Source organism: Lentzea waywayandensis, from assembly GCF_900115955.1.
Lineage (GTDB): Bacteria > Actinomycetota > Actinomycetes > Mycobacteriales > Pseudonocardiaceae > Lentzea > Lentzea waywayandensis.
Genome location: NZ_FOYL01000004.1, coordinates 349,796 through 365,104, shown reverse-complemented (window position 1 = coordinate 365,104; position 15,309 = coordinate 349,796). Strand labels below are relative to the sequence as shown.

General features: G+C 68.3%; 16 protein-coding genes. 6 read left to right on the top strand and 10 right to left on the bottom strand.

The genetic code is table 11. The features are described 5' to 3' along the window. Positions 1–2 precede the first annotated feature (2 nt). Together BM417_RS17440 and BM417_RS17435 are read left to right on the top strand one after the other, a co-directional pair. Positions 3–1,907: a glycosyltransferase gene (locus tag BM417_RS17440; RefSeq protein WP_281251330.1), complete on the top strand. Its 1,905-nt coding sequence runs from the start codon at positions 3–5 to the stop codon at positions 1,905–1,907. An 83-nt stretch (positions 1,908–1,990) separates the two neighbouring features. Next, on the top strand, positions 1,991–2,734 hold the full coding sequence (locus tag BM417_RS17435) for a class I SAM-dependent methyltransferase (RefSeq protein WP_093594714.1): 744 nt from the start codon (positions 1,991–1,993) through the stop codon (positions 2,732–2,734). Here BM417_RS17435 and BM417_RS17430 read toward each other — a convergent pair whose 3' ends face one another. The 9 genes from BM417_RS17430 to BM417_RS17390 form a co-directional block, all read right to left on the bottom strand. Further along, a complete protein-coding gene (locus tag BM417_RS17430; RefSeq protein ID WP_093594711.1) occupies positions 2,735–3,547 on the bottom strand; it encodes a carbohydrate ABC transporter permease in 813 nt (270 codons plus the stop codon). It abuts the gene before it with no gap. Continuing rightward, positions 3,544–4,422, bottom strand: coding sequence for a carbohydrate ABC transporter permease (locus tag BM417_RS17425; RefSeq protein ID WP_093594708.1), 879 nt, complete (start codon positions 4,420–4,422; stop codon positions 3,544–3,546). Before BM417_RS17425 ends, BM417_RS17430 begins: the two co-directional genes overlap by 4 nt. After that, positions 4,419–5,648 (bottom strand): ABC transporter substrate-binding protein, encoded by a 1,230-nt coding sequence (locus BM417_RS17420; RefSeq protein WP_245821971.1) that lies wholly within the window; start codon positions 5,646–5,648, stop codon positions 4,419–4,421. The genes BM417_RS17425 and BM417_RS17420 overlap by 4 nt, the downstream gene beginning before the upstream one ends. 40 nt (positions 5,649–5,688) lie before the next feature. Continuing rightward, complete coding sequence (locus BM417_RS17415) at positions 5,689–5,883, bottom strand: hypothetical protein (protein ID WP_093594705.1); 195 nt, start codon at positions 5,881–5,883, stop codon at positions 5,689–5,691. 76 nt (positions 5,884–5,959) lie between these two features. After that, positions 5,960–6,862, bottom strand: a complete 903-nt coding sequence (gene glfT1, locus BM417_RS17410; protein ID WP_093594703.1) for a galactofuranosyltransferase GlfT1 — start codon at positions 6,860–6,862, stop codon at positions 5,960–5,962. Positions 6,863–6,865: 3 nt separating this feature from the next. After that, a complete protein-coding gene (gene wzt, locus BM417_RS17405) occupies positions 6,866–7,684 on the bottom strand; it encodes a galactan export ABC transporter ATP-binding subunit Wzt/RfbE (RefSeq protein WP_093594700.1) in 819 nt (272 codons plus the stop codon). A gap of 17 nt (positions 7,685–7,701) precedes the next feature. Continuing rightward, positions 7,702–8,616, bottom strand: coding sequence for a galactan export ABC transporter permease subunit Wzm/RfbD (wzm, locus tag BM417_RS17400; protein ID WP_093594697.1), 915 nt, complete (start codon positions 8,614–8,616; stop codon positions 7,702–7,704). 59 nt (positions 8,617–8,675) lie between these two features. Beyond that, positions 8,676–9,527 carry a class I SAM-dependent methyltransferase gene (locus BM417_RS17395; RefSeq protein WP_093594694.1) on the bottom strand — a complete coding sequence of 284 codons (852 nt, stop codon included), beginning with the start codon at positions 9,525–9,527 and terminating at the stop codon, positions 8,676–8,678. A 56-nt stretch (positions 9,528–9,583) separates the two neighbouring features. Beyond that, positions 9,584–10,060, bottom strand: coding sequence for a bacterial proteasome activator family protein (locus tag BM417_RS17390; protein WP_245822023.1), 477 nt, complete (start codon positions 10,058–10,060; stop codon positions 9,584–9,586). Between the two features lie 90 nt (positions 10,061–10,150). Between BM417_RS17390 and BM417_RS17385 the strand changes: the two genes are divergently transcribed. Next, complete coding sequence (locus BM417_RS17385) at positions 10,151–11,350, top strand: cysteine desulfurase-like protein (protein ID WP_093594689.1); 1,200 nt, start codon at positions 10,151–10,153, stop codon at positions 11,348–11,350. Positions 11,351–11,367: 17 nt separating this feature from the next. Next, positions 11,368–12,012, top strand: a complete 645-nt coding sequence (locus BM417_RS17380) for a class I SAM-dependent methyltransferase (RefSeq protein WP_093594686.1) — start codon at positions 11,368–11,370, stop codon at positions 12,010–12,012. On the opposite strand, the gene BM417_RS17375 is transcribed toward BM417_RS17380, so the two are convergent. Further along, the gene (locus BM417_RS17375; protein WP_093594683.1) at positions 11,996–12,961 is read right to left on the bottom strand and encodes an NAD(P)H-quinone oxidoreductase; all 966 of its coding nucleotides are present in this window, start codon (positions 12,959–12,961) and stop codon (positions 11,996–11,998) included. The genes BM417_RS17380 and BM417_RS17375 overlap by 17 nt on opposite strands. Positions 12,962–13,006: 45 nt before the next feature. Between BM417_RS17375 and BM417_RS17370 the strand changes: the two genes are divergently transcribed. Both BM417_RS17370 and BM417_RS17365 read left to right on the top strand, forming a co-directional pair. Then, positions 13,007–13,639, top strand: coding sequence for a GNAT family N-acetyltransferase (locus BM417_RS17370; protein WP_093594680.1), 633 nt, complete (start codon positions 13,007–13,009; stop codon positions 13,637–13,639). Positions 13,640–13,717: 78 nt separating this feature from the next. Next, a complete protein-coding gene (locus tag BM417_RS17365; RefSeq protein WP_093594677.1) occupies positions 13,718–15,226 on the top strand; it encodes a M28 family metallopeptidase in 1,509 nt (502 codons plus the stop codon). Positions 15,227–15,309: the final 83 nt, after the last annotated feature.

Below are 15,309 nucleotides of genomic sequence, written 5' to 3'. Positions count from 1 at the left end.
ACGTGACCGAGCAGGCCAAAGCCGCAAGCGCCACCAAGATCAACCCGACCCAGGTTCTGCAGCGGGTGATCATGCCGCGGGACGAGGACCCGTTGGACGTGCGTCCGCTCTACCTCGACGAGCCGACCAACGTGCACAGCCACGTCTCGGGCCGCCGCGCGGTGACGGTGCCGACCTCGGCCAAGGTGTCGTTCGCTTCGTACTTCAACGCGTTCCCCGCCAGCTACTGGAAGCGCTGGACGGTCGTCGACGACGTCGTGCTGCGCATGCGCGTGCGTGGCGCCGGTCGCATCGACGTCTACCGGTCGAAGCCCAACGGCGACACGATCCACCTCGACGGCCAGGTCATCCGCAGCCCGAAGGCGTGGTTCGACGTCGCGCTGACGGTGTCGCTCAAGCCGTTCGAGGACGGCGGCTGGATCTGGTTCGACGTCTTCACCGACGACACCACGATGGAGATCGACGACGCCGCGTGGACCACCGAGCAGCCGCTGCCGGCCCAGACCGTCGCCATCGGCATGACGACGATGCGCCCGGTCGACGCGGTCATCGCGCTGCGCGCCCTCGGTGAGGACCCGGCCGTCCTGTCGGTGCTGAAGAAGGTCTTCGTCGCCGACCAGGGTGCCGTCAAGGTGCGCAACACCCCCGGCTACGACGAGGCCGTCAAGGCCCTCGGCGACAAGCTGGAGATCATCGAGCAGGACAACCTCGGTGGCTCCGGTGGCTTCACCCGCGGTCTGTACGAGGCGATCGAGCACACCGACGCCGACCAGATCATGCTGATGGACGACGACATCCGTCTGGAGCCGGACGCCGTCCTGCGCTCGAACGCGTTCGCGCGCGCCGCAGCCCAGCCGGTCATCGTCGGTTCGCACATGCTGAACCTCCAGGCCCGCTCCCGCCTGCACAGCATGGGCGAGGTCGTCGACCTGGGCACCTGCTACTGGCGGGCAGCACCCGGCGCGGTCACCGACCACGACTTCGGCACGGAGTCGCTGCGCGAGACCGAGGAACTGCACGCCCGCATCGACGCCACCTACAACGGCTGGTGGATGTGCCTGTTCCCGCGTGAGGTCGTGCAGCGCACCGGCTACCCGCTGCCGCTGTTCATCAAGTGGGACGACGCGGAGTACTCGCTGCGCGCCCTGGAGCGCGGCTACCCGACGGTCTCGCTGCCCGGCTCGGCCGTGTGGCACATGCCGTGGACGGACAAGAACGACGCCACCGACTGGCAGGCGTACTTCCACACCCGCAACCGGCTCGTCCTCGCCGCGCTGCACAGCCCGTACGACGTGCGGTCCACGCTGCTCAAGCAGGGCCTGAAGCTGTCGCTGCGGCACCTGCTGTCCATGGAGTACTCGACGGTCGCCGTGCAGCAGAAGGCGATCGAGGACTTCCTGGCCGGCCCGTCGAAGCTGTTCGACTCGCTGCGCACGGCCCTGCCGGAGATCCGCGAGCTCCGCAAGAACTACTCGGACGCCCAGGTCCTCCCGTCGGCCCGCGAGTTCCCGACGCCGACGTTCGACATGGTCCGCGCCGAGCAGATGCTGACGCCGCCCACGAACCCGGTCACGATCGCGTCCGAGGCGGCCAAGGCGCTCATGCACAACCTGCGCGAACCGCAGGCGGCCACCGCAGAGCGTCCGCAGATCAACGTGCCGGCGTCCAACGCCCGGTGGTTCCTGCTCGGCAACCTGGACAGCGCCACCGTGTCCAACGCCGACGGCAGCGGCGTCGCGTTCCGCAAGCGCGACCCGAAGGAGTTCCGCCAGCTGATGAAGCGCGCGGTCCGCAACTACCGCCGCCTGTCGGCCGAGTGGCCGCGCATGCAGAAGGTGTACCGCGACGCGCTGCCCGAGCTGACCTCGGTCGAGTCGTGGCGCAAGGTGTTCGAGAACAACGGCTGATCACGTCCGTGAAGAGGGCCCCCGAACTTTCGGGGGCCTTTTTTGCTGCGCAACCTCACCTCGTGGTCGGACGTCCGGGATGCATGGGGGATATCAAGAGAGCAGATTTCTACGACGGACCGGCCCACGACTACCTGGGCTACTGGAAGGGCCGCGACTACGAGCACGACGCCGAGCGCATCGCGATCGACCGGCTGCTGACTGGCCGGCACTTCGCACGCGCGGTGGACGTGGGCGGGGGCTACGGCCGCATCACCGCGTTGCTGCCGAAGTACGCGGACCACGTGACGCTGGCCGAGCCGAGCAGCCGCCAGCTCGACGTCGCGGCGAAGTTCCTCGGCAAGGAGATCAAGCAGGTGCAGGCGCAGGCCGCGCGGTTGCCGTTCGCGACGGGCTCGATCGACCTGGTGACGATGATCCGGGTCATGCACCACCTGCCGGACCCGGCCGCGGAACTGGCCGAGATCGCCAGGGTCCTCGCCCCGGAGGGCATCGCAGTCATCGAAGTCGCCAACCTCGGGCACGCCCGCAACCGCCTGCGCCGGCTCGGCAGGGGAGTTCCCGCCGAGCCCGTGGACATCCGGTCACCGGAGAACCGGCACGACGACGAGATCCCGTTCGTCAACCACAACCTCGACACCGTGACCAGGCAACTCTCCGACGCCGGACTGCGGGTCGTGCGTTCGCTCTCGGTGTCGAACCTGCGGTCGGGCGCGCTGAAGAGGGTCGTGCCGCATCGTGTGCTGCTCGGCCTGGAGAAGGCGGCCCAGCCCGCGCTGGCCAGGATGAGGTTCGGGCCGAGCATCTTCCTGCTGGTCGCCCGCTGATCAGTCCTTGATCCCCGTCTCCGTCACGCCGCGCACCAGGAACCGTTGCAGCGCCACGAAGACCACCACCAACGGCGTGATGGAGACGGCGGCCGCGAGGAACAGCTGCGTCACGTCGATCGACTGCGAGGTCAGGAACGTGGACAGCGCCACCTGCACGGTCCACGAGTCCTGGTCCTGCGCGATCACCAACGGCCAGAGGAACTGGTTCCAGCTGGTCACGAACGCGATCACGCCGAGCGCCGCGAAGAACCCCTTCGAGTTCGGCACGACGACCCGCCAGTAGGTGCCCCAGTGGCCGAGGCCGTCGATCCGTGCGGCCTCTTCGAGTTCGCGCGGGAAGTTCAGGAAGTACTGCCGGAACAGGAACGTGGTGAACCCGCTGAACAGCCCCGGGATCACCAGCCCGCGCAGGTCGGACACCCAGCCCAGCGTCGAGACGACCACGAACGTCGGTACGAACGTGACCGCCGCCGGGATCATCAGCGTCGCGATCACCAGGTACAGCACGAAGTTCGAGTACCGGTATGGGATCCGCGCGAGCCCGTATCCCGCCAGCCCGCACAGCAGCAGCTGTCCTGCCGTCTGCAACACCGCCACGACCAGCGAGTTGACCATGCTGTGCACCATCGGCACGGCCGGGTTGGAGAACAGCTCGGCGAGGTTCTCCCAGCGGATCTGCTGGGGCCAGAACGTCCACGTCGGTGCGGTGATCTCCTGCTCGGTCGCCAGACCGTTGCGCAGCACCAGGTAGAACGGGATCAGGAACAGCACCGCCGCCAGCGACAGCGCCAGGTACCGGACGGCCTTCATCGCGTGATCACCTTGCCCTGCAACAAGGTCACGCCCGCGATCAGCAAGGTCAGGATCACCGCGCCCGCGCTGCCGTGCCCGAAGTCCTGCCCGCCGGACCCCAGCGCCGTGTAGTAGAGGTAGATCAACGGTGGCCGCGCGAACGGCGGGTAGCCGCGGTCGGTGCCCAGCACGTTGTAGAACTCGTCGAACGCCTGGTACGCCGCGATGAGCAGCAGCAACAGCACGGCGATCGACGTCGTGCGCAGCTGCGGCAGCGTGATGTACCGCAGCGTCTGCCAGCCGCGCGACGCCCCGTCGATCCACGCTGCCTCGTAGAGGTGCTGCGGAATTCGTTGCAGCCCGGCGATGAACAGGATCAGGTAGAACCCCAGCTGCAACCACAGCCGCAACGTCACGAGCACCAGCCAGTACCAGGGCGGTGACGTCGACACCGTCCACGCGATCGGCTCCGCGCCGAACCACCCCAGCACCGTGTTCGCGAGGCCGAAGCGCACGCCGTTGAAGATCGACAGCTTCCACACCAGCGACGCCACGACGTACGAACACGCCGTCGGCAGGAAGAACACCGACCGGAAGAACGCCTTCATGAAGCTGATCTGGTTCACCAGCAACGCCAGCGCTAGCGCGAGCACGAACGTCAGCGGCACGATGAACACCGCGAACACACTGAACGTGCCGAGGCTCCTGAGAAACGGCGCATCGGTCAGCATGTCCGCGTAGTTGCGAAGCCCGACGAACGATGTGGGCGTCACCGTGTTGCGGGCGTCGAAGAACGACAGCAGCAGGCTCCACCCGATCGGCACGTACACGAACACGAGCAGCCCCACCGCGAACGGCCCGACGAACAACCAGAACGCGCGTCCGTGCCTCATCCGTACAGGCGCTTCAGCTCGTCCCGTGCCTTGTCCGCGGCGGCCTTGATCTCGGCGTCGGCCGGAGCGCCGTCCCGCACGACCCGCGACACGGCGTCGTTGAACGCGGTCCGCATCACCGAGGTCCAGTCCGGCGGGTTGGACGCCTTCGCGTTGTCCCGCACGAACTTCACCGCGTCAGCCGCCGCACCCGTGGTCAGCTTCGAGGCCTTCTCCGAGATGCTCCTGCGCGGCGGGATGTGGAAGCCGTAGCTCAGGTTGAAGTCCTCCTGGTAGTCGGTCCGCTCGATCCACAGCCACTTCACGAACTCCTTGGCCTCGTCGATCCGCTTCGACTTTGCGTTGATCATCGCGCCGAACGCCCCGACCGGCACGCTGGCCTTGCCGGACGAGGAGAACTTCGGGAACGGCAGCACGCCGAAGTCGTCGCCCAGCGCCTTCTGGATCGCCGGCACCGTCCACAACCCGGTCCACTGCATGGCGACCAGGCCCTGCGTGAACGCGTCCGGCTCCGCCCAGTCCTTCACCGCGCCGAGCAGCAGGCTGCCGCTGGAGTAGAGCTCACGCAGCTTGCCGATCGCCTGCGCCGCAACGGGATCGTCGAACCCGACCTGGTGGTCGCGCACGTAGTCCAGCCCGGCCGACCACAGCGCGGGCCCGCCGAGCACGCCGCCGCCACCGTCGTTGCCGGCGAAGAGCCCCTTGACCCCGTCCTTCGTGAGGCGTCGGGACGCGTCGACCAGTTCATCCACAGTGGACGGTGGCTGAACTCCCGCCTGCTGGAGGAAGCTCTTGCGGTAGAACAGCATCTGCATGTCCACGGCCTGCGGAACGCCGTAGAGCTTCCCGTCGACGGTGTGCGTCGCGAGAATCGAGTCGGTGAAGTCGTTCCTGGCGTCGCCGAAGACGTCGTCGAGCGGCACGAGCTGGCCCGCCCGGACCGAGCTGATCTGCGGGGTGGACTCGAAGACGTCCGGTCCGCCGCCGGACAGCAGGCTCGTCGCGAGCTTGGAGTCGTAGTCGCCGGGGTTCCACTGCACGTCGACCGGGGTCTTGGTGAACGCCTTGGCGTAGCGCTCCACCGCCTGCTGGACGCCGGGCTCGCCGTACGCGTGGTACCACTGCTTGAGGGCCTGGCCGTTGCCGTCCCTGCCGGTGTTCGAACCGCACGCCGCGAGCAGTGCGCTCGCGCCGGCCAGAGACAGAAGTCTGCGTCGGGAGATCACTCATCCCGTCTTACTCCGATCACGTCGGGTGCGCGAGCGGTTACTCGAAGTGTGCGACCACGACGTTGGAGAAGTTCACGACGTACTCACGGCCGTCCGGGGCCGCGATCGGCTGCGTGTGGCCGTTGCGGACGATCTGCGTCAGCCGGGACGCGAGGTCGTCGCGCGTCTCGTCGGTGACCGTGAGGGTGATGGGGTTCGGATTGGCGGCGAGGAACAGCACGAGTCGGCTCATGCGTTCAGCAAACCGCGTTCCGGTGCCGTGCCGAGGGCGGTTCCGCTCGCAGCGATTCCGCCCTCGGCAGATCACGTCACTTGCGGAAGAAGCGCTCCCGCTGACCGAGGCGCACGAGCTTCAGCCACTCGACGAACGCCTTCGGGTCCTTCTTCACCGCGAGGAAGTACAGGCCGAAGCGGAACACCTCGAGGGCGCCCAGCTTGCGCATGCCCGGCTGCGACAGCAGGTACCCGCGGTTGCGGTAGGTGTAGTACCGCTTGATCTGGTTCTCCGGGTCCTGCGCGTGGAACCGGCCACCCAGCATCGGCTTGAACTCGTCCGAGCCGTCCGGGTGGACGTAGGCGACCTTCAGCGAGGTGCCGAACGGCAGCCCGCTGCGCACCAGGCGGCGGTGGACCTCGACCTCGTCACCGCGGAAGAACAGGCGGTAGTCCGGCACGCCGACGACGTCGAGCGTCGAGGCGCGGAACAGGGCGCCGTTGAACAGCGAGGCGATGCCCGGCAGGAAGTCGGTGCCGAGGTCGGCGGCCGAGCGCTTCCAGGTCAGGCCCCTGCGCAGCGGGAACGCGAGCTTGTCCGGCGAGTCGATGTTCGTGACGACCGGCGAGATCTCGGCGAGGTTGCGGCGCTCTGCTTCTTCCAGCAGGACGGCCAGCACGTTCTCGTCGGCCGGGCGGCCGTCGTCGTCGGCCAGCCACACCCAGTCCGCGCCCAGTGAGAGCGCGTGCAGGATGCCGAGCGCGAAACCGCCCGCGCCACCGAGGTTGCGGTGCGACGCGAGGTACGTGGTGGGCAGCGGGCACTGCTCGACCAGGTCGTTGACCGGCTGGTCAGGGCCGTTGTCGACCACGACGAGGTGGTCGGGGACGCGAGTCTGGGTGGCCAGCGCCTTCAGCGACTCGGCCAGCAGCTCCCTGCGGTGGCGGGTGACCACCACCGCGACGACGGAGCCCTTGGGCAGTGCCTCGAGGTTCACTGTCTATTCGCCGCCGTTTCCGCTGAGGACGGGAGTGGAGTAGCCGAGCCTGGCCAGCTGGTCGGTGCTCATCCGCTCGAACGGGTCGAAGCCCTTGTACTCGGTGAGCACCTCGCGAAGTCCGCCGTGCATTTTGACACGGCCTTCGTCCATCCAGATCGCGCTGTCGCAGAAGTCCAGCAGCGTCTCGTCGGAGTGGTTCGCGAACACCAGCAGGCCGGAGCGGGCCACGAGGTCCTTGAGGCGGTCGCGGGCCTTCGCCATGAACGCCGCGTCGACCGCGCCGATGCCCTCGTCGAGCAGCAGGATCTCGGGGTCGATCGAGGTGACCACGCCGAGCGCGAGCCGCACGCGCATGCCGGTCGAGTAGGTGCGCAGCGGCATCTGGAGGTAGTCGCCGAGCTCGGTGAACTCCGAGATGTCGTCGACGCGCTTTTCCATCTGCTTGCGGGTCATGCCGAGGAACAGGCCCCGGATCATGATGTTCTCGTACCCGGAGATCTCCGGGTCCATGCCGACGCCGAGGTCGAAGACCGGCGCCACCTTGCCGACGATGCGCGACTGGCCGCGGGTCGGCTCGTAGATGCCCGCCAGCAGGCGCAGCAGCGTGGACTTGCCTGCGCCGTTGTGCCCGACCAGGCCGACGCGCGCGCCGTCCTTGAGCGACAGCGAGATGTCGTGCAGCGCCTCGATGATCGGCACGCGACCCTCGGAGCCGATCTTGCCGCCGACCTTGCCGAACGCGAGCTTCTTCAGTGACCTCGACTTGGCGTCGAAGATCGGGAAGTCGACCGAAGCGTTCCAGACGTCGATGCTGACCATGGTTTAGCCGACCTCCTTTAGACCCAGTAGGAAACGCGGGCGCGGTAGTTGCGCAGGATGACCATCGCGAGCGTCCACCCGAGCACGGTGAAGGCGCCGACGATCGCCCAGTGGTGCCAGTCGACCTCGTGGCCGAGCAGCGGGGCGCGGACGACCTCGACGAAGTGGTACACGGGGTTGAGCTCGGCGATCAGGACGCGCCAGTCGTTGCTGCCACCGCCGGTGACCTTCTGCAGCACGCCCGCGTCCCAGACGATCGGCGTCATGAAGAAGACCAGGTTGATGAAGCTGGTCACGACCGGCGGGATGTCGCGGAAGCGGGTGCTGATGACGCCGAAGGCCAGCGCGACCCACACCGCGTTGATCGCGAGCAGTGCGAAACCGGGGATCGCGAGCACGATGGTCCAGCTCAGACCAGGATGGACGGGACCGCCCTCACTGATCGTGTACGGGTGGTTGAGCGAGGTGAAGAAGATCGCCAGCACGACCGCGTAGACCGCGAGGTTGTGCAGCAGGAAGAGCACCTGGCGCCACACCATGCGCATCACGTGGACGGTGATCGGCGCGGGGAGGTGCTTGATGAGCCCCTCGTTCGCGATGAACACGTCGGTGCCCTCGGTGATGCAGCCGAGGATGAAGTTCCAGACGATGAAGCCGACCGTGACGTACGGGAGGAACGTCGGGACGTTCGTGTCGAACAGCACGGAGTACAGCAAGCCGAGCGCGAGGGCGGTCGTGCCCATCGAGATCGTGATCCACAACGGACCTATGACCGACCGGCGATAGCGCTGCTTGATGTCCTGCCAACCGAGGTGACCCCACAGCTCGCGGTGGTCCCACGCCTCACGCACATCGGCGAACGCGCGCTTGAAGCTGCGCGACTTGATGGCAGGCGGCGCCTCGGGGTGGTCGAGGGTACTGGTGGCTTGCACGAGGACTGAGCGTACCGGCGTCTCAGATCGGACCTGGACGCCGGTACGTCACGGAGTGGTCAACGGGCGGGGATCTTGGTCACCCGCATGGTCACCTGCTCGTTGTCGAAGGTGAACGCTTCGTAGCTGAACTCGATCCCGGTCTGCTCGACGTACTCGGTCCACGCCTTGTGCTCGTGGTCCATCCAGCCGGGGAAGTTGAAGTACTCGTCGAAGTGGATGACGCTGCCCTCGACCAGGCGCGGGCCGACCAGCTCCAGCACGGTCTTCGTGGAGGAGTAGAGGTCGCAGTCGACGTGCAGGAACGTGACCGGACCCTCGTTCTTCTCGAGGAACTCCGGCAGCACCTCGTCGAACCAGCCGACGACGAGCTCGGCACCCGGAACCTCGGGCAGGCCGTCGACGTTGAACGCGCCGGCGGGGAAGCCGTTGCGCCAGTTCTCCGGCAGGCCCTCGAACGAGTCGAACCCGAAGACGCCCTCGCCGCCGCGCGCGGTAGCGATGATCTTCAACGTGGTGCCCTGGTAGACGCCGAACTCCAGCGCGAGCCCGCCCTCGGGGGCAAGCGTCAGCGCGTGTTCCAGCGTCTCGTGCGGGTGGCCGAACTGAGGGGCGTGCGGCATGTGGTCGCGCACGAACCTGGCGCTTTGCAGCGCCGCCTCCTGTTCACCCGCGAACACCAGGTCGCGGCGAGTGCGGATCTCCAGCTGACGGGCCTGGTCGACGGCCCGGTCGCCCTGGTGCCGGATCTCGTCGCGCACCTGCCTGCCCAGGTCGTCCACCTGGCGTTGCAGTTCGTCGACCTGCGCGCGGATGGGGGCCACGGCGTCCGTCACGATCTCGATCGCCTTCACACGCAGCTTGTGGCGCAGTTGCTTCGCCGACAGGGCACGGCGCACCTGCTCGAGCACGATGGCTCCTCTCCAGGAAGTTCAGCGCATCGTAGAACCACCACCGGGTGTCCCGGCTAGAGGTACTGGCCGGTGCCTTTCCCGGTGATGCCACCCTCGGCGCCGTCGCCACCGCTGCCGGCGGGCAGGGCGCGGCCACGCATCTGCTCCAGCTGGGCACGGGCCGCCATCTGCTGGGCGAACAGAGCCGTCTGGATGCCGTGGAACAGGCCCTCCAGCCAGCCGACGAGCTGAGCCTGCGCGATCCGCAGCTCGGCGTCGGACGGGGTGCCCTCCTCGGTGAACGGCAGCGACAGGCGCTCCAGCTCCTCGCGCAGCTCCGGTGCCAGGCCGTCCTCGAGTTCCTCGATGGACCGCTTGTGGATCTCCTTGAGACGGTTGCGGCTGGCCTCGTCCAGAGGTGCCGCCCTGACCTCCTCCAGCAGCTGCTTGATCATCGTGCCGATCCGCATGACCTTGGCCGGCTGTTCGACGAGGTCGGCGATGTCGCCGTCCTGGCCGCCGACGATTACGACGGGCTGCTCCTGGTTCATGGTCTCCATCCTCGCGTGATTCACGTTTTGACCGTAATCCGGGTGGGGCTGGTCGTTGCTGTGTTTGCTCGCATACGTACGGTGTGTGTCATGGCGTTCGACGTCGCACGGGTACGGGGGCTCTTCCCCGCGCTCGGCGACGGCTGGGTCCATCTCGACGCACCGGCCGGCATGCAGGTGCCCGAACAGGTCGCCACCGCCGTCTCCACCGCGCTGCGCGCCCCGGTCTCCGGACCCGGTGGCATCTTCCCGGCGTCCCAGCGGGCCCAGGGCATCGTGGACGCCGCCCGCAGGTCCGTCGCGGACCTCGTCGGGGCTGATCCCGCTGGTGTCGTGCTCGGCCCGTCTTCCGCTGTGCTGCTGCAACGCCTCGCGGACGCGATGACCGACGACTGGTTCATGGGCGACGAGGTCCTGGTTTCCCGCTTGGACCATCCGGCGAACATCGCGCCGTGGCTGCGGGCCACCCAGCGCACCGGCAGCGCGGTCAAATGGGCAGAGATCGACATCGAGACCTGCGAGCTGCCGAGCTGGCAGTTCGACGAACTGGTCACCGACCGCACCAAGCTGATCGCCATCACGGCGGCGTCCGGCGTGGTCGGCACCCGCCCGGACCTCGCCAAGATCTCCGCGGTGGCCCGCGCGCACGGGTCGTTGATGGTGGTCGACGCCTCCGCCGCGGCGCCTTTCGTGCCGTTGGACATCGTTGGCATGGGTGCTGACGTGGTGGCTCTCTCCGCCGGTCAGTGGGGTGGTCCGCCGGTCGGCGCGCTGGTGTTCCGCGACCCGTCGGTGCTGGAACGGCTGCCGTCGGTCTCGGTCGACCCGATGGCCCGCGGCCCGGAACGGCTGGAGCTCGGCCCGCACGCGTACCCGATGCTCGCCGGTCTCGTTGCATCCGTCGAGTACCTCGCGGACCTCGACGACGCGGCGTCCGGCACGCGCCGTGAGCGGCTGCTCACGTCGTTGGGATCGGTGAAGGCCTACCAGGCCGGGCTGCTCGCTAATCTCATCAACGAACTGCGTTCGCTGCGGCACGTGATGGTGATCGGCGACGCCATGCGGCGGGTGCCCGCGCTGGCGTTCTCGATCGCCGGGGTCAAGGCGGAGGACGGCGTCGAACACCTCGCTTCGCGGGGCGTCTGCGCGTTCGCCGATCCCGGTCAGCACGGAGTGTTCTCGGTGCTGGGTGTCGGCGAGATCGGCGGCGCCATCCGCATCGGGCTCGCGCACTACACGAACGCCGTCGAGATGGACGACCTGGTGCGGGCGGTGGCCGAACTGGGCTGAGAGCTTGGAGATCATTCTTGGACGACTCGCTTGCTCGCGAGCTCGCTGATCTCTCGGCCCTGCAACGCATCGGTTCGCTGAACACCGAGTACCTGCCGTCGCTGTCCGGTGACCTGCGCCCGGCCGCGCTCGTCGCGGTGATGGACGAGATCGTGCTCGGTGCCCGGACCGTCCTGGTCGAACTGGGCTGCGGCTCTTCTTCGGTTCTGCTGGCGCGTTTGTTGCAGCAGCGCGGTTTCGGGCACCTGTTGTCGATCGAGCACGACGAACGCATCGCTGCTTTCGTTGCCTCACAACTACGACGCGAAGGTCTGGGCTCGGTCGCCCGCGTCGTGCACGCGCCGTTGTCGAGGCATCCGGCGGCGTTGCCGCGGCACGGTCAGTGGTACGCGCCGAAGCTGGTGCACGACGAGGTGCTCGGGTACGTCGAGCGGTTCGGGCTGGTGGACCTGCTCCTGGTCGACGGGCCCGGGTTCGGTGACTCGCGCTATCCGGCGTTGCCCGTGCTGCGTGCGGTGCTGGCGCCGGGGGCGACGGTGCTGGCCGACGACGTCGACCGGCCGGACGAACAGGCGGTGCTGGCGCGGTGGTCCGAGGAGTTCGGGCTGGAGTTCCGCACGGCTCCCCGGACCTCGCTGGCCGCGGCTACGGCTCTCGCCTGAGCAGGACCTTCCCGAAGACGTCGCCGGTCTCCAGCAGCCGGTGCGCCTGCGCGGCGTCCGACATCGGCACGACCTGGCCGACGATCGGCTTCACCGCGCCGCTCTCGATCAACGGCCACAGGTGCTCGCGGACCTGCGCCACGATCGCGCCCTTGCTGTCGACGCTGCGGCCGCGCAACCCGGTCGCCATCACGGACGCCCGCTTCGCGAGCAGCTTGCCGATCGGCAGTTCGCCCTTCACGCCGCCCTGCATGCCGATGATCATCAACCGGCCGTCGGGGGCGAGGACGTCGATGTTGCGGGGCAGGTAGGAGGCGCCCATGTTGTCGAGGACGACGTCTGCCTGCTTGACCTCGGCCACGAAGTCCTGGGTCTTGTAGTTGACCGTGATGTCCGCGCCGAGCTCGGCGCACTTCGCGAGCCGCTCGTCCGATCCCGCAGTCACGGCGACGGTCGCGCCGAGCGCCTTGGCGACCTGGATGGCGTGCGTGCCGATGCCGCCCGCACCGCCGTGCACCAGGAACGTCTCGCCGAGCTTGAGCCGGCCGTCCATCACGACGTTCGACCACACCGTGCACGCGACCTCGGGCAGCGCGGCCGCCGTGACGACGTCGACGCCCTGGGGGACGGGCAGCAGCTGGGCCGCGGGCACGACGACCTTCTCCGCGTAGCCGCCGCCGGCCAGCAGCGCGCACACCTCGTCGCCGACGTTCCAGCCGGTCACGCCCTCGCCGAGCTGGGAGATCGTGCCGGAGCACTCCAGTCCGATGATGTCCGGCGCACCGGGCGGCGGCGGGTAGAAACCCTGCCGCTGCAACAGGTCCGCACGGTTGACCGCGCTCGCGGCGACGTCGATCAGCACCTCGCCCTGGCCGGGCACCGGGTCTGCGACCTCGGTCCACTCGAGCACGTCCGGGCCGCCGGGTTCGCGAACAGTGATGGCACGCATACAGTCGACCGTAATACCGTTCGACAGGTCCGGCACCATCGGATCATGGACGCCTGGCCGCTACGACATCTGGTCCTCCGCACCCCGCGCCTGGAGCTGCGCCCGGACGACGACTCCGGGCTGGTCGAGCTCATCGACGTGGCACTCGCGGGCGTGCACGACCCGGCGGAGATGCCGTTCTACGTGCCGTGGACCGACACGCTTCCCGACGACCGCGGGCTCGGCCTGCTCCAGCACTTCTGGGGTCAGCGCGCGAAGTTCGCCGCGAACGACTGGGTGATCAGCTTCATCGTCCGGCACGAGGGCAGGGCGATCGGCGTGCAGGACGTCGGCGCGCGCGACTTCGGCGTGCTGCGCGAGGTGAACACCGGCTCGTGGCTAGGCAAGGAGTTCCAGGGCAACGGTTTCGGTACCGAGATGCGTGTCGCCGTGCTCCAGTTCGCGTTCGACCACCTGGGCGCGCACATCGCTCGTTCGGCGGCTTGGCAGGGAAACCACGCGTCCAACCGTGTCAGCGCCAAGCTCGGATACGTGCACGACGGCACGATCGGCGCAGCACCGCGCGGCGAACGCCTTGAGCACGTGCGATTGCGTCTGGATGAGGCGAACTTCGTGCGACCGGAGTGGAAGGTCGCTGTCGACGGGCTAGCGGAGTGTGTTCAGCTGATCACCAGGTGAACTCCCGCCGACCGACGGATTGTGTCCTGGGTCTCCCTTTTGTGAGGGTTCAGCCATCTCGAACGAAGGGGAACGTTCATGTCCGGCAGAACCAAGCTGGCGACTGTGCTTGCCATCTCGGCACTAGTCGCAGCCCCTACCGCCACGGCGTCCGCCGCCGAACCGGCAGGCCCCGCACTCGCCAAGAAGCTCGCGAAGAAGGTGACCGTCGAGGGTGTCAACCGGCACCTGATCGCGTTCCAGCGCCTCGCCGACCGCAACGGCGGCAACCGCGCTGCCCTGACGCCCGGCTACAACGCCAGCGTCGACTACGTGGCGGGCAAGCTCCGCGACGAGGGCTTCATCGTCACGACACCGACGTTCACGTACGACATCAACGTCAACGACGCCGAGACGGCCCGCGTGGACGGCGTGAACTACCAGTCGCTGATCCTGGTCCAGTCGCCGCAGACCCCAGTCGGCGGCGTGACCGGCCCGCTGCGCGTGGTCCCGGAGGACGCCACCCCCGGCTGTGAGGCCAGCGACTTCGCCGGCCAGGACTTCACCGGCTCGGTGGCCCTGATCCGCCGAGGCGCGTGCACGTTCGAGCAGAAGCACCTCAACGCGTTCGCCGCCGGCGCCATCGCCGTGCTGGTCGCGAACAACACCGCGGGCCCGCTGTCGAACGTGACGCTGACCAACCCCGGCAAGATCCCGACCGGCGGCATCTCCCAGGCCGACGGCACCACGCTCGCCGGCAAGGCAGGCGCGTCCGTCACCGTCGACATGCGCTCGCACACCGAGTCCCGCACCGAGCGCAACGTCATCGCCGAGACCCGTACCGGCCGCAAGAACAACGTCGTCATGGCTGGCTCGCACCTCGACAGCGTCGAACTCGGCGCCGGCATCAACGACAACGGCTCCGGCTCCGCAGCGCTTCTGGAGACCGCGCTGCAGCTCGGCTCCCGCCCGAAGGTCGACAACGCCATCCGGTTCGCCTGGTGGGGTGCCGAAGAGCGCGGCCTGATCGGCTCCGAGGAATGGGTCCGCCAGCAGACGTTCGAACAGCAGCTGGACATCGCGCTGTACCTGAACTTCGACATGGTCGGCTCCCCGAACGCCGCGTACTTCATCTACGACGGCGACGACTCCGACGCAACGGGCGCGGGCCCGGGCCCGTACGGCTCGGCCCAGATCGAAAAGGCCTTCGCCGACTACTTCGCCGCCAAGGGCGTCCCCACCGAAGGCACCGACTTCTCGGGCCGCTCCGACTACGGCGAGTTCATCGCGCAGGGCATCCCGGCCGGCGGCCTCTTCACCGGCGCCGAAGGCGTCAAGACCGCGGCACAGGCAGCCAAGTGGGGCGGCACGGCAGGCATCGCCTACGACCCGTGCTACCACTCGAAGTGCGACAACCTCGGCAACATCGACCGAGTGGCCCTCGGCCGCAACGCGGGCGCCATCGCGTTCGTGACCGCGGCCTACGGCGTCTCGACCGAGGACGTCAACGGCGTGCCGCCACGCGCGAAGCGTGCCGAGGCCCGCAAGTCGGCGGCACTGCAGAAGACCGCAGTGCACGACGACCACACGCACCTGGCCGCCTCGTAGCAGCTCTTTGATCGAAAACGGCGGCGGCGCCTTCGGGCACCGCCGCCGTTTCGTTCAGCACCTCAACTCGCCCCGTGCCGCAG

What these genes read in the sequence shown, in the direction of transcription:
- BM417_RS17385 (WP_093594689.1), top strand. Translation starts at nt 10,151, where the DNA reads ATGGCGTTCGACGTCGCACGGGTACGGGGGCTCTTCCCCGCGCTCGGC.
- wzt (WP_093594700.1), bottom strand. Translation starts at nt 7,684, where the DNA reads ATGGTCAGCATCGACGTCTGGAACGCTTCGGTCGACTTCCCGATCTTC.
- BM417_RS17430 (WP_093594711.1), bottom strand. Translation starts at nt 3,547, where the DNA reads ATGAAGGCCGTCCGGTACCTGGCGCTGTCGCTGGCGGCGGTGCTGTTC.
- BM417_RS17365 (WP_093594677.1), top strand. Translation starts at nt 13,718, where the DNA reads ATGTCCGGCAGAACCAAGCTGGCGACTGTGCTTGCCATCTCGGCACTA.
- BM417_RS17435 (WP_093594714.1), top strand. Translation starts at nt 1,991, where the DNA reads ATGGGGGATATCAAGAGAGCAGATTTCTACGACGGACCGGCCCACGAC.
- BM417_RS17425 (WP_093594708.1), bottom strand. Translation starts at nt 4,422, where the DNA reads ATGAGGCACGGACGCGCGTTCTGGTTGTTCGTCGGGCCGTTCGCGGTG.
- BM417_RS17370 (WP_093594680.1), top strand. Translation starts at nt 13,007, where the DNA reads ATGGACGCCTGGCCGCTACGACATCTGGTCCTCCGCACCCCGCGCCTG.
- BM417_RS17375 (WP_093594683.1), bottom strand. Translation starts at nt 12,961, where the DNA reads ATGCGTGCCATCACTGTTCGCGAACCCGGCGGCCCGGACGTGCTCGAG.
- BM417_RS17390 (WP_245822023.1), bottom strand. Translation starts at nt 10,060, where the DNA reads ATGAACCAGGAGCAGCCCGTCGTAATCGTCGGCGGCCAGGACGGCGAC.
- BM417_RS17415 (WP_093594705.1), bottom strand. Translation starts at nt 5,883, where the DNA reads ATGAGCCGACTCGTGCTGTTCCTCGCCGCCAATCCGAACCCCATCACC.